16 protein-coding genes are annotated in these 14156 nt (G+C 36.0%); 15 read left to right on the plus strand and 1 reads right to left on the minus strand.

The genetic code is table 11. The annotated features are described in order from the left end of the window. The first annotated feature begins 914 nt into the window (after nucleotides 1–914). The 4 genes from ACERII_RS19930 to ACERII_RS19945 all read left to right on the plus strand — a co-directional run bounded on the left by ACERII_RS19930 (nucleotide 915) and on the right by ACERII_RS19945 (nucleotide 3448). Nucleotides 915–1397: a VanZ family protein gene (locus ACERII_RS19930; RefSeq protein ID WP_373644654.1), complete on the plus strand. Its 483-nt coding sequence runs from the start codon at nucleotides 915–917 to the stop codon at nucleotides 1395–1397. Nucleotides 1398–1547: 150 nt separating this feature from the next. Further along, nucleotides 1548–1718, plus strand: a complete 171-nt coding sequence (locus ACERII_RS19935) for a hypothetical protein (RefSeq protein ID WP_373644655.1) — start codon at nucleotides 1548–1550, stop codon at nucleotides 1716–1718. 97 nt (nucleotides 1719–1815) lie between these two features. Next, nucleotides 1816–2715 carry a GNAT family N-acetyltransferase gene (locus ACERII_RS19940; RefSeq protein WP_373644656.1) on the plus strand — a complete coding sequence of 300 codons (900 nt, stop codon included), beginning with the start codon at nucleotides 1816–1818 and terminating at the stop codon, nucleotides 2713–2715. A 304-nt stretch (nucleotides 2716–3019) separates the two neighbouring features. Beyond that, nucleotides 3020–3448, plus strand: coding sequence for a hypothetical protein (locus ACERII_RS19945; protein ID WP_373644657.1), 429 nt, complete (start codon nucleotides 3020–3022; stop codon nucleotides 3446–3448). 184 nt (nucleotides 3449–3632) lie between these two features. Here ACERII_RS19945 and ACERII_RS19950 read toward each other — a convergent pair whose 3' ends face one another. Further along, a complete protein-coding gene (locus tag ACERII_RS19950; protein WP_373644658.1) occupies nucleotides 3633–4271 on the minus strand; it encodes a TVP38/TMEM64 family protein in 639 nt (212 codons plus the stop codon). A 199-nt stretch (nucleotides 4272–4470) separates the two neighbouring features. Between ACERII_RS19950 and ACERII_RS19955 the strand changes: the two genes are divergently transcribed. The 11 genes from ACERII_RS19955 (at nucleotide 4471) to ACERII_RS20005 (ending at nucleotide 14117) form a co-directional block, all read left to right on the plus strand. Next, on the plus strand, nucleotides 4471–5757 hold the full coding sequence (locus tag ACERII_RS19955) for a glycosyl hydrolase family 18 protein (protein ID WP_373644659.1): 1287 nt from the start codon (nucleotides 4471–4473) through the stop codon (nucleotides 5755–5757). Between the two features lie 213 nt (nucleotides 5758–5970). Beyond that, nucleotides 5971–6903 (plus strand): DMT family transporter, encoded by a 933-nt coding sequence (locus ACERII_RS19960; RefSeq protein ID WP_373644660.1) that lies wholly within the window; start codon nucleotides 5971–5973, stop codon nucleotides 6901–6903. A 71-nt stretch (nucleotides 6904–6974) separates the two neighbouring features. Continuing rightward, complete coding sequence (locus ACERII_RS19965; RefSeq protein WP_373644661.1) at nucleotides 6975–7193, plus strand: hypothetical protein; 219 nt, start codon at nucleotides 6975–6977, stop codon at nucleotides 7191–7193. A gap of 80 nt (nucleotides 7194–7273) precedes the next feature. Further along, complete coding sequence (locus tag ACERII_RS19970; protein ID WP_373644662.1) at nucleotides 7274–9604, plus strand: AAA family ATPase; 2331 nt, start codon at nucleotides 7274–7276, stop codon at nucleotides 9602–9604. Between the two features lie 4 nt (nucleotides 9605–9608). After that, nucleotides 9609–10040, plus strand: coding sequence for an acyl-CoA thioesterase (locus tag ACERII_RS19975; protein WP_373644663.1), 432 nt, complete (start codon nucleotides 9609–9611; stop codon nucleotides 10038–10040). Nucleotides 10041–10106: 66 nt separating this feature from the next. Next, entirely contained in the window at nucleotides 10107–10334 is a 228-nt protein-coding gene (tlp, locus tag ACERII_RS19980) for a small acid-soluble spore protein Tlp (protein WP_373644664.1), read from the plus strand. A gap of 162 nt (nucleotides 10335–10496) precedes the next feature. After that, nucleotides 10497–10703, plus strand: coding sequence for a hypothetical protein (locus tag ACERII_RS19985; RefSeq protein WP_373644666.1), 207 nt, complete (start codon nucleotides 10497–10499; stop codon nucleotides 10701–10703). Between the two features lie 129 nt (nucleotides 10704–10832). Beyond that, nucleotides 10833–11153 carry a hypothetical protein gene (locus ACERII_RS19990; RefSeq protein ID WP_373644667.1) on the plus strand — a complete coding sequence of 107 codons (321 nt, stop codon included), beginning with the start codon at nucleotides 10833–10835 and terminating at the stop codon, nucleotides 11151–11153. Continuing rightward, complete coding sequence (gene nadE, locus ACERII_RS19995) at nucleotides 11150–11977, plus strand: ammonia-dependent NAD(+) synthetase (protein WP_373644668.1); 828 nt, start codon at nucleotides 11150–11152, stop codon at nucleotides 11975–11977. The genes ACERII_RS19990 and nadE overlap by 4 nt, the downstream gene beginning before the upstream one ends. Nucleotides 11978–11980: 3 nt before the next feature. Next, nucleotides 11981–12850 carry a PHP domain-containing protein gene (locus ACERII_RS20000; RefSeq protein WP_373644669.1) on the plus strand — a complete coding sequence of 290 codons (870 nt, stop codon included), beginning with the start codon at nucleotides 11981–11983 and terminating at the stop codon, nucleotides 12848–12850. A gap of 199 nt (nucleotides 12851–13049) precedes the next feature. Further along, the gene (locus ACERII_RS20005; RefSeq protein ID WP_373644670.1) at nucleotides 13050–14117 is read left to right on the plus strand and encodes a hypothetical protein; all 1068 of its coding nucleotides are present in this window, start codon (nucleotides 13050–13052) and stop codon (nucleotides 14115–14117) included. Nucleotides 14118–14156 lie beyond the last annotated feature (39 nt).

Raw genomic sequence — 14156 nt, forward strand, 5'->3', positions numbered from 1 at the left:
TTCTCCCTCTATTTAAGCTATTTTTAATTTTATTCACTAAGTAACCGGAATTTTTCCGGCTATTTATCAGATTGGGCGCCTAACCTGATCCCCAACCGATAAGAGAGGATCTTCTTGATCCCAGATGCAGGAATCAACATCTTTTTCTTAACTAGTTGATAAAGTATTTTTTTACCGTCTTTGCACTTAAAATTAATGAATGTTTAATGAGAGTGATAAAAGTGGTAAAATACGGCTTTCAATTTGAAAAAGTAACAGTAGCCAACATGAAAAATATGTAGAGAAGAATTCGAGGATTGATCTATTCTTAGTTTAATAGAATTATTTCATTATTCAATACAATTCTTATCAATTCTAATTCTGCCAATAAAGTTAATTATGTTATAGGCTCCCAACCTTAAGGATATGTTGTCCTTATTAAGTAAACACAAGAAGTAACATAAGGGGAGAATTTCCCGTTAATTATATAATGGCGCCCGTTTCGTGAAAAATAAGGGGAGGCTTTCCACTTATGGACATATAAATTGCCTATTTTCACGTTTTTCGAATCTTTAAGCGGAATTTTTCCCTCTATTTAGGCTAGTTTTAATGATCTTTTCAAATTAGGAGGAATTTCTCCGTCTATTTATCAGATCTTGTGCTTAACCAGTTCTCATTATTTTAATTTCCGTTAAGAGGGACTCGTGCTAAAAACCTCACCAAAATATCTTTTTACAAAGTTTCTTGTCAGACGGTTACGGTTAATTCATCTCCCACTTACCGTTGGGCTATGCCCTTCTCACGCTTGAAGAGGGAGTTTTTTCCCCAGTTTTAGATAAAAAAGGTTAAAAATTAAATAGCTTGTGCTTGTATTACTATGTAAATCATAAGATAATAATAAGTACATTCTAAAAGTGATTTGAGGTGTCTGCAGCTTGGCTAAAAATCAAAAACGTTCTAAACTTAAGACAAGTTTTCCAATGGCACCTTGGCTATTTATCATTTACTTTATTGTGTTAATTTATATTACCTTTTTTGCTTGGAATTACGGTGCATCATTAGGACCTATTGGCCCAGGAGGAAGAAACTACAATATACAACCTTTATTGACCATTAAGAATATTACACTTTATAGTAATGACTTTTCGATGATCTTTCGAATAATTATAGGTAATATCTTATTGTTTATTCCATTTGGATTTCTTTTTCCATTTGTGATAGAAAGGTTTAAATATGACGATAAGCCAGTTAGGATTATACCTATTACCATCATGGCTATGTTTTTGTCTTTCTTTATCGAATTAAATCAGTTTGCTTTTACATACAGGGTTGCAAATATTGATGATATTATATTGAATACCACTGGTGGTTTTATAGGTGTTATCCTCTATCGTATCTTCAGGTTAATAAGAAAGTAATGTAAATGAACCGTTAGATTAAAAACATTCATATATCATAGTTGGAATTATCGAGTTGTACTCAGCGCAACTCGTTTTTTTATGCTCACATACTGGGAAAAGATGTTAAACTTAAAGAGACTGAGTTCGGATGAAAAAGGAGGATATAAAATGCTGTATGCATTTGGGTTCACTCTTATATTTGCTGTTGTTTATATGGTAATCACACTCACATTAAGTGACGTTGCAGGACAGGATACGGTCACACAATTGAACTTTGGACTTATTATTGGTGCTTTACTATGGATTGGAATTAAATTAGCTAAAAAAGATGAACAGTAGAAGATAGCGTTATAAAAACTCTTGGTGGGCACGATCAGAGCGAGAGCTTATAAACATTAGGTACTGTATTGTTAATTTAGGAGAGGTGTTTAGATTTATGACAATGAATATAATGAGCCCTACAAATATAAGAGATATTGCGTTTTTTTTAGAAGAAATGAACAACAAAAGAAGTTCTCATATTGGATTCTGTGGGGAGGACAGAGATGAAATATATGAAACTCTTATAAACGATTTTTCAGATTTAGAGATTTCGGATTCCTTTGTGGTGGCTTATAAGGAGAATTCCATTGTTGGAGCTCTTGGGTTAGATATTGATACGGAGAGAAATTGTGCGGATGTATGGGGCCCATTTGTGAAAGAAAACGAAGATTTCCCTGAAATAGCAGAAGATCTGTGGAGATCTATATTATTAAAAGTCCCAAAAGAGATAGATGAATTTTCCTTTTTTCTAAATAAAGATAACCATCTAGTAGAAGAATTTGCCGTAAAACACGGTGGAAGAAATACTGGAGAGGATCTGGTGCTTAGCATCAATAAAGAAAATTTTACGAATAAAAACAGGAAAGAACCTGTTAACTACGAAACAAGTTTTCATAATTCGTTTACGCGTTTACACAATCAGATTTTTCCGAATACATATTACGATGCAAAAACAATTGTAAGTAGACTAAATAGACACAATCGATTGTTTTTAGTTACGGAAAGTAACGACGAAATAAAAGGATATGTATATAGTGAAGCGAATCCTCAACATAAAGAAGGAAATATTGAGTACATAGCAGTGTCGGAAGCGTATAGAAAACAAGGCATTGGTTATTTGCTTTTAACATCGGCATTAGATCATCTTTTTTCGTTTCAAGAAATTGAACAAATAACAATTTGTGTATCAAAAGAGAATAAAGGTGCAATCCAGTTATATCGTTCCGTAGGATTTAAAGTGAAGTACGAACTAGTGAGTTTTAAAGTTTCAATTATGAAAAACGAAACATTTTGAGTTTATAGCAATTAGTTTACGATATTTAGCGAGAAAACAATTTGTTAAAAGATTTTCGTTAGTAAGGGAGAAGTGATTTTTAGTGGAAATAGTATTAATTGTATTTTTTGTTTTACTTTTAATCATAGTAGTAAGAGTATCTGAAAAGGTAATAAAAAGACAAAATAAGCAAATTGAATTACTAAAAGAAATTAAATCGAAATTAGATGAGAGAAATAAATAAATATTTGCATTTTCGCGGTCACTGGGGAATGGTTTTTATTTTATAATCAATAGAACTTAATTTATGAAAGGAGAGGGGGGGATGAATAAAAAAATCTTATTTTATGTAATTGTAGTTTCAATTGGATTTATTCTACTATATCTAATGGAGTATTCACAAAATCAAATTATACAACCGAGGATTGATTTTGCATCAGTAAACCATTTTCATTATTTAATATTGCCTATATTAATGATATTGTTTGGTATGTTAATAGAGTCGAAGAGGATTATATTTCTATTAAATGGTGGTCTTAAATTGAATTGGTTAGTAGTACCTTCGCTATTAATGTTACTTTTCACCATCATATTTCCATATCCACTATCCTACCTTCATTTTGGATTTAATATTCAATCAAATTTTCTTTCGGGGTTATTACAACAGCCCTACGTAAACCATATTCTGTATATTTTGACAGGTATTCTATTAGTTCGTTCGATTACTAATGAGGAAAAATCTATGAAAAGCTGAAGACGTATAAAGTGTTCGTTAAGTTGAGAGAAGATTTTTCTTATGAACTAAACGATCAAGCAGAGATCGTTTAGTTGAGGGAAGATGTCTCTCGTGAACTAAACGATCAAGCTGAAATCGTTAAGTTGAGGGGGTTTCTCTTATGAACTTAACGACTCCAAAGTTGAGCAATGTTTTGTTTTTATTATGAAGATATCGCTGAATCTATCCGTTTTGTCCATAAGCGATAACCGGCATATGTTATGGAGATGAAAATTCCATAAATAATAATCATATAAATGATTTCCGTAGGGTCCGTTACAATGGTATGTCCAACAAGTGCGAACAAAGTCATTGCTGGTATTTTTCCTAATCCTGATGCGATAGAGTAGGAAAGAAACGATACTCTACTTAATGCTGCATATGCATTGATAAGGATTGAGGGAATGACTGGAATCATACGCAAGATGGTAATACTCATAAAGGCATTTTTTTCAAATAAAAGGGTAATTTTTTTCGTAGAGCTGTATTTCAACAGTATTTTTTGCCCAAAAGTATCAAATCCCCCATAACGAACCATCGAGAAAAAGATGATGGACGCAAGCGTTGATCCACACCAAATAACAAAGGCACCTAATATAGGGCCATATGCTGCTCCAATAACTCCACCAACGATAGGGTAAGGGATTACAGGGAAAAGGGACATGAATGTTGCTATGATAGTAGTAAGGATAACGTAATCTTGTTCATTGTTTTGTATCCATTGAAGTAAGGGTTCATGGAATAAAAACAATAACGCTATAATAACTATGCCTGTAACTAATACAATGGATTTTCGTATCATCGAATTATCTCCTTTTTTGTCATACAACATCTATCTTACAATAGAATGGTACATGTAGAAAGGAACAAGTTCTCACTTATTAGAATAAATTTTCCACAAATGATACATAATTTTTTCCAAACACTCAACAATATTTTAGCATTGGACATTCCCATGTTTGCGTAAACTTAATTGATGGAAGTGTAAAGGGAGTGATCTTATGCAAATTCATATCGTCCAGTCAGGTCAAAATATTTATGGAATATCGCAGGCGTACTCTGTCTCTATTGATGAATTAATACGGGCAAATGAAATTCCGGATCCTAACAATCTAGTAGTTGGTCAGAGTCTTGTTATACCAATTCAAGGCTCGTTTTATTGGGTACGTTCTGGTGATAGTCTGTTTACAATTGGGCAACGTTTCGGCATTCCAGCACAACAGCTTTCCGAAATAAACCAAATCCCTTTGGATACACCGTTACAAGTAGGACTTAGACTTTATATTCCACCTCGCCCGAAAACTCCAGCTGAAGTGAATGCCTATGTCGAGCCAATGGGAGGGGAGGTATCGGAAGCATTAATTACGTCGGCGAGAAATCGTGCTCCTTTCCTCACCTATTTAGCACCATTTAGTTATGAGATGAATCGAGACGGAACTCTCAATGCTCCCCCGTTAGACAATTTTTCAGAAATTGCAGCAAATACCAATGCTGGCTTAATGATGGTTGTTACTAACTTAGAAGCAGGGGCCTTTAGTGAAGAAGTGGGAGCTGCGGTGTTGACGAGTGAAGAATCACAGAATAACTTAATTAATAATGTGGTAACGGAAGCGAAAAGAGTAGGATATCGAGATGTTCACTTTGATTTTGAGTATTTACGTGTAGAGGATAGAGAGGCTTATAACAACTTTTTACGAAAGGCAGCAGAACGTTTGCATGCGGAGGGCTTGTTGATCTCTACTGCGCTAGCTCCAAAAACTCGAGCAGATCAACCAGGACAATGGTATGAGGCACATGACTATCGAACTCACGGGGAAATTGTAGACTTTGTGGTATTAATGACATATGAATGGGGATACAGTGGAGGACCACCAATGGCAGTATCTCCTATTGGGCCAGTTCGAGAGGTAATTGAATATGCGTTATCGGAGATGCCTGCAGAAAAAATTATGATGGGTCAAAACTTATATGGGTACGATTGGACATTACCATATGTACCAGGTGGGCCATATGCTGCTGCATTAAGTCCGAACAAAGCAATTCAACTAGCTTATTCACGAAATGTTCCTATTCAGTATGATGAGGAAGCTCAAGCACCATTTTTTGAATATGTGGATGATGAAGGTGCTGAGCATGTGGTGTGGTTTGAGGATGCAAGAAGTATACAGGCTAAATTTGATTTAATGAAAGAGTTAGGTCTGCGGGGAATCAGTTATTGGAAGTTAGGATTACCATTCCCGCAAAATTGGCAACTTCTTGCGGATCAGTTTGATATTAGAAAATTTTGATCAAAATCATGTAATACGTGAATCAATGTAATGATAGTTATAAAAAAATGAATGACATACAAAAATAGCGCCATGATGGTGCTATTTTTGGTTCGTCAGGAAATTATAAAAAAACACTAGATATAAGATCGGAAATGATGTATATTTCGTATATCGAAACAAAAGATAGAAGAACGGATTTTTCACTTTTTTTCATAGAAGCGGGTGTAGAGTATGTTGAATAAAAGGCCTTGGATTATTTACGTTATGTTGGCTTTAGCAACTAGTAGCTGGGGCAGTGCTTTTATTGCTGGTAATTTTGCAACACGTGATTTTGATCCAATCACTGTAGCTTTTCTGCGTTTTTTCTTTGCGGCAATTATCCTTGTACCATTAATGTTGATAAAACAAAAGAACCTCAAACTCCCAAAGGGGAAAGAGTGGTTATTGTTAGCTTCATTAGGATTTACAGGCATTGCATTGTATAATATTTGCTTTTTTATTGCTACAAAGGAAGCTCCTATCGTAAAAAGTTCCTTATTTATCGCATCTAATCCAGTATTAATTATTGTATTATCTGCTATTTTCTTAAAAGAGAAAATTACGAGGCGAAATATCGTAGGATTAACCCTTGCCCTTGCCGGTGCTGTCATTATTATAACAGAGGGGCAATTTCGAACAATTATAGAGGCGGGGTTTCAAAGGATTGATATCGTTTTATTTATAGCAGTAATTTGTTGGGCTCTATATAGTGTGTTAGGGAAGGTCGCCCTACAACGTTTCAGTTCCATTGAAAGTACCACGTATGCCATCGTATTTGGTACCATCATGTTATTTCCATTTGCTCTTTTCGAAGCAGAGTGGTCACAATTCACACAAGCTAGCCTTCTTTCATGGGGCTCTATTCTTCATATGAGTATCATCGTATCTGTTGTAAGTTTTATTATGTATTATCAAGGAATTCGTACCATTGGGGCAGCGAAGGCTTCCATCTTTATAAATCTGATGCCTTTATCCGCTGTCATTATGGCAATTCTTCTTTTAGGAGAACCTCTTTTACCTGTTCATATCATTGGAGCAGTTTTTGTATTAACGGGTGTTACGGTTGGTACATGGTCGAAGCAACGAAAATCAGCATCTAAGATTAAAAAAGCAAGTTCATTATAGTACTCACCATATTTTCACCCAAGAATATGATAAAGAAAGTTCCATCCTTTATCATGTCATGGGGGGATTCTATGAGAAAGATAGAGTATGACAAGCTTAGTGAAGCTGAATTAGTAACCTATTATGAGCGTATAAGAGGTTACATGGAGAAAGGGTTTCGTGTAGACGGGCTAAAAGAAGAATTAGAATTACTATTTCTTGCCTTAAGCAAACGAAGTGACCAGCGGATTGAAAAGAAGCAAGCATATTTGCAGGAAATAACGTATTATTTGAAAACATTGCGTCTATAGCCAACTAGTTGAAAAAGACTAGTTGGTTTTTTGTTTTCGTTTCCTTTGCTACAATAGAGAAGAAAGTGGGGTTAGTGAACATGAGACAACAAACAACCTTTGGGGAGCTTTATGATCGCGTTCAGGCATGGACAGAGCTTCCTTTTCATAAATTACGGGAACAAGAGATTGTTCGCGAATTAACAAAGTTGGAACAACAAAAAGAATTAGGGAAAGAAGAACATATTATGAAAGGTCAGTTACTAATGATGGCCGCTGTAGCAAGGTTTAATCGGTATCAAGAGGGTGATGGAAAAGTAGAAGAGCGACTGGAGGAAGCACTGTCATTGTGTAAAGATGATCCATATGTAAAGAAGGGAATTGTGTATTTATCTTCTTATTACCTTAGTGAAGTGATTTTTTCAGCCGTCTTTCCGAAGATTAGAGAAACGGATCATAGTCAAGGAAAGAAAAAAACGATCCAGCAAATCCAGAGTATGTTACAAGAAGGATTACAAATAACAAAGACACTAATAAAGCATATTTCTCGGTATGAGCACGGAGCACAAGAGGACCGTGATACATTAAGAAAGGCAAAAGATGGGAAATCATTATTATTGTCTATCATATCTAAAATCGAAGAGACGATGGAACATGCTGCACGATATGAAGCTACTATTTCTGGTATTTATTCCTCAAAAGAAAAGCTTGAAATACTTCATCAGTCCATAGAAGAAATCCGCGTCTTATCGATGCGATGGGAAGAGTGGCAAGAAAATTTAAGAAAAGAGGAGGAAGCAAGCGGTTTAAAAAAGCTACACTCCCTTGTTGGGTTAAACGAAGTAAAAGAGAAAGTGCACAATTATTATTATTACCTAGTGTACGAAAAGGAACGAGAAAAACATGGATTTCAGCTCCAAAATGAACAATCATTAAATATGATTTTAACGGGAAATCCTGGTACTGGGAAAACAGAGATTGCTCGACTTCTAGCAAAAATCTATTACGATCTAGGTGTTTTACCAAAAGAATCCATTCTCGAAGTAGATCGATCTCATCTAGTAGGCTCTTATGTAGGGCAAACGGAAGAGAAAACAATGAATGTCATAAAAGAAGCTGTTGGCGGAGTATTGTTTATAGACGAAGCTTATAGCTTAAAACGGGAAAACTCATCAGGTACGGATTATGGACAAACCGCCATTGATACCATCGTTTCTGCGATGACAAGCGGAGAGTATGCTGGGAAATTTTCTGTTATTTTGGCTGGATACCCGGAGGAAATGAGGTCGTTTCTTTGGAGTAATCCTGGTTTACGAAGTCGGTTTCCGGAGAGTAATCATATTCATTTACCTGATTATACGTTAGATGAGCTTATCGAGATTGGGGAACAAGTTGCACTAGATAATGATTTTTCCATAACTGAGGAAGGTTTGCAGGCGTTACGGAATCGAATTGAAGAAGAACGTGTGGATGAAAGTTTTGGTAATGCGAGAACTGTGATCAACATTATTTCAGATGCTATTTTCCGGAAAGGCTCCGTTATTGGGAAAACAAAGCAATATTCAAGGGAAAACTTTGTTATATTGGACGACCATGATTTTTCCCACAAAAAGAAGTCTGAACAAACGCATAACTCGGCAGAAGAACGTCTGAACGAGTTAATTGGTCTAAGCAATGTAAAGGAGCAGGTCAATATTCTTGCTTCCTTTGTGAAAGTACAGCAAAAGCGTGCAAAAAGTGGTTTGCCTGCTGTTCCTATACAGTTACACGCGATTTTTACAGGTCCTCCAGGTACGGGGAAAACTACGGTGGCATCTCTTTATAGTAAAATTCTAAATGAGTTAGGCCTGTTAAAGCGAGGGCACCTCGTCATTGCAGGAAGAAGTGATTTAGTAGCGGGGTATGTAGGGCAAACTGCGATAAAAACAAAGAAAAAAATCAAGGAAGCACTGGGTGGTGTGTTGTTCATTGATGAGGCGTATTCGTTACTTTCGAGAGGGAATGAAGATTTCGGGAAGGAAGCTATTGATACTCTCGTAGAGGAAATGACGAAGCATGAGGAGAACTTAGTAGTTATCTTAGCTGGGTATCCTTCCTCCATGGAGCCGTTAATGAACAGTAATCCAGGTTTGATATCTCGATTTAAAAAGGTAATTGAGTTCCCTTCTTATGAACCGACGGAATTAATAGAAATACTAGAGTTTTATATTAAAAAACATGGGTATTTTGTAGATGAAAATACGAAAAGTTCGTTGTTAGAGATTACCCGTGAAAACCCACCAAAAGGGAATGGGAGATCCATGAAGGATATGGTGGAGGATGCCATTCAACGACAAGCATATCGCATTATGAATGAAAAAATGGATTACGGTGAAGCGTTAATAAAATTAGAGGACAAAGATTTTCTTATTTTGCACAAAAGGGGAGACTAGGTGAATGTTAATTTCTACAGAAAACATTACAGTGCGTTACGCAGAAACAGATCAAATGGGTGTTGTGTATCATGGAAACTATCTAGTATGGTGTGAGATTGGCAGAACGAAGCTAATAGAGGATATGGGTTATAAATATGCGGATGTGGAAAAATTAGGGGTATTGTCTCCAGTTACGAGTGTAAATATGAATTATCATTTCCCAGCGAAATACGGAGAGACTGTAACCATTCAAACCTGGATTGAGGACTATAATGGAATTCGCATTACGTATGGTTATGAGATTGTGAACGAAGCTGGTGTTAAATGCTTTTCAGGAACAAGTGGGCATGTTTTAGTTAAAAAAGAATCCTTTCGTCCCATTTCATTAAAGAAGCATTTTCCGGAGTGGCACGAAGCATATGAAAAAAATATAAAGACTTCAGCTGTAAAATAATGTGAATAAAGGACTGTGCCCTTGAAGAAACTAACATGGTAATAATTTTATAAAGGGGGCATTTCTATGGCAAAACCAGATAACAGAAAAAATAATGTAGAACGATTACAGAAAATGGTGGAGAATACGAAAGAAAATATGGAAGCAGCAGAAGAAACAATGCACAATCATGATCTGTCTGCTGAAGATAAACAAGATATTCAAGAAAAAAATCATCGTCGACAAGAGAGTATTGAGTCATTTAAAGCGGAAATTGTGGATGAAAAACAAGATCGTGAAAACGGTAGAGTATAAGGTGATAAGAACAGGACTTCCATGGAGAGGTCTTGTTTTTTTATACTTTAAAGTTTAACTTCACTAAAGGATAAAAGTATAAGGTAAACTAAGGCTTTTGCCATTAAGGACTTGGCGATAAGCCAAGTTTATCTAATATCCAGACAAGTAAATATTTTCACCATGGAGGATGAAAATACGTTATTAGATGTTTTAGTAACAACAACTGTATATGGAATGAGCGTAAGTCCACGAACTCCAGTGGGAAGTAGAGTAGAGGCGAGACACAGCAGAACGCTTGCGTTCGAGGAGGCTCGGCAACTCCCCACAGGAAAGGAGTGGACTGGAGCGAATGGAATATTAACCAACAAAGTTAGTATTCCATATTAGTCTGATACGCGTATTTTCAGGGTAGCCTTCATAAAAAAATCATGGTAGATTTTATAACATCTTCATTGTTTTCTATTGAAATGTTCATACATAAAGTTGTTATAATAGAGGAGAAAGGAGTATTGTTATATGGCCTTCGGTTTAAAAAAGAGTGACATAGAAAAATGGAAGAAACGTGCGAATGAAGGAGAAGTTGCTTTTATTACACACTTTTGGTTCGACGAACGGTTTCCTCAATACCGAACAGTGACAAAGGCAGCTTGCGCAAATAAAGATACTCTCATACAATGGGGACAAAAGTATAACTTAAAGCCTGAATGGATTCATGACCGTAAAGACTTTCCCCATTTTGATTTATTAGGTGATAGACAGCGCGATATACTAAAAAAAGAAAATCAGTATGAACAGTTAGAAAAGCTTCTGACAAAAGGAAAGGATGTAATGAAATGAGTGATTTGCAAAAAGAAATTATCGCTGCTCTTGAGGTGAAGTCTACGATCGATCCTAAGCAGGAAATTTGTGAACGGGTGGAGCTTCTAAAGAATTATTTGAAAAAATCTGGTTTAAATGGATATGTCTTAGGGATTTCAGGTGGACAAGACTCTGCTTTAGCAGGGAAGCTTGTACAAATAGCGATGGAAGAGCTAAATGAAGAAGAAAACACTGATCGTTATACTTTTTATGCCATGAGATTACCTTATGGTGTTCAAGGGGATGAAGAGGAAGCACAGCAAGCGGTTGAGTTTATTCAACCTTATCACCGCTTAACGGTAAATATTAAATCGGCAGTGGATGCTTCGTTTGAACAATTTAAAAAAGCTACAGGGGAAGCGTTATCTGACTTTGTAAAAGGGAATACGAAGGCAAGAGAACGGATGAAGGCACAGTATGATGTAGCAGCACATTATCGATGTTTAGTAGTGGGAACGGATCATGCTGCAGAAGCTGTTACTGGTTTTTATACGAAATTCGGCGATGGGGCCTGCGATATTACCCCTTTGTTTGGGTTAAATAAACGACAAGGGAAAGAGCTATTAATAGAGTTCAATGCTCCAGAGTTCTTATATAAAAAAGCACCAACTGCAGATTTAGAAGATAATCGACCGGCATTACCAGACGAAGAAGCATTAGGAGTTACATATAACCAAATCGATGATTACTTAGAAGGAAAAGAAGTGGGAGAAGAGGCGAAAGCAAAAATAGAACGTCACTACATCATTACGGAACATAAGCGTCAACTTCCAGTAACATTGTACGACGGGTGGTGGAAATAAGCCTTGAACAATATAGGAGAACAACAATTAGCAGATTTACATATGCACTCTACGGCATCAGATGGTGGATACAGTCCTACAGAATTACTGCAAAAATGTGTAGATGCGAAGTTGCGAATCGTATCATTAACTGATCACGATACAGTATCAGGTGTACCTACTGCTAAACAAATAGCAGAAGAAAATAACATACAGTTTATTACTGGGATTGAGCTATCTACTCGATGGAAAGGGCAACATGTAGACATTCTAGGATACGGTATCGATATTACGAGTGAAACCCTCCTAAACACGATTGCATTTCATCGTAAAATGCGTGTGAATCGAATGGAATTAATGGTGAAAAAGTGCCAAGAATTGGGGTTCAACATTTCCTTCGAGGAAGTCAAGAAGGTTGCGAAAGGAGATACACTGTCTAGGCCACATATGGCGAAAGTTCTAGTGGATCACGGTATTGTTGAAACAGTGAAGGAAGCGTTTGATAAATATTTAACTCCAGATAAACCTCTTTATGTGGAAAAAGAAAAAGAAATGACGCCGAAAGAAGCGATTGATTTAGTTCATTCCGCAGGTGGTATCGCCATTGTAGCTCATCCAATTCTATATACGTTAGATGAGGATATCTATCAATGGTTATTAGAAGATGGGCTAGATGGTGTGGAAGTGTATCATCGTGATCATGATGAAGAAGCAATAGAAAGATTCTATGCTCTTGCGAAAAAAGCAGAACAACAACTTGGGAAACGAGTCTTTCTAACAGGGGGATCGGATTTCCATCATGAATCTTTTGGTAGATTAGGAGAGGAAATCGGAACAACTAGATTACCGTTTGAAGAGGCAGAGTATTTATTGCAGAATGTCAGGCATAGGTGAGATTTATTTTTATATATTTTATGCAATGAGGGTGAGTCAATGGGGGAAAAACCTGTTGGCTTGCTCTTTTTACATTTAATTTTTTAGGCTGTACTATTGGTGAAGTTATCTCAAATCACCAAACTTCTGTGAGATTTTTTCACACGTTTGGGCGTTTTGGAATATTATGAGGAGAAGGATTAAAAGGAGGGGTATGTGAATGAAAAAATATTTCGTAAATGGTCATACAAGTGAAGGGCCTTACCACTTACTAACAAAGTTTGCCGATCATTCTATCTCAGTAATTACAGGTGGAAGTATGGAATTACGTGGTAATTTATTAAAAAAGGTAGCTAATCATGTTAGTGAAAAAGAAAATGTAGATATTTTTGTTCACCCTAACGATGGAGAAACAATAGATGGACTTCTTTTTACGGATAAAAAAATGCTATTGTTAGCTGACAACGCACCATTGTTCCCATCAAGCAAATTTTCTGGTCTTATTGACACTACGTATGATGTAAACGAATGTATAGATTCTACAATTCTCCGACATAAAAGTGACTTATTTTATTTTATTGAAAATAGAGGGGTTCATCTTCATAGTGCTTATAAGAAATTCGCTAAGGGAAGAGAAGTTCATGAAGAGAAAGAGAAAATATATTTATCAGGAATGAGTTTTTCAGAAGCAGATACTGTAGCAGAAGAATTAATTCTGGAATTGTTTTCTACCTCTTCCGAGAAGGATATTCTTCCAACTTCTAGAAAATTATTTTTTGGAGCGGCTACAGCATTTGGGCCGGTAAATTATATTAATGAAATTACGGAAGGTTTGGAAAAGCGAATCATAATTAAAGGGCGCTCTGGAAGTGGAAAATCTACGTTGATGAGGAAAATTACGGCAGAGGCAGAAAAAAGAGAGCTTTCTGTAGATTACTTCCCTTGTGCTTTGGACCCAGGAAGTTTAGATATGGTAATTGTTCCATCCCTCTCATTTGCAGTCATCGATGGTACAGCACCTCATGTAATTGAAGCCGATCGGTCTGGAGACACAATTGTAGATATGTTTGAGCGTTGTATAGATGTTAAAGTGGAAAAACAAAATATAGAACATTTAAAGGAGATCGAACAACACTATAAAAATATTATGAAACATGGAACATCTTTTTTATCTCAAGCACATAAGAATGAAAAATATATGGATGAACTATATAAAAATCATATTGATGAAAGTGAATTCCAATCAATAGTAAATTCAATAATATCAAATTTAGAAAACGAAAAATAGAAACACTAAACTGAGGATAATAAATCCTTGGTTTTTTTC

The organism is Evansella sp. AB-rgal1, from assembly GCF_041820985.1.
Lineage (GTDB): Bacteria > Bacillota > Bacilli > Bacillales > Salisediminibacteriaceae > Evansella.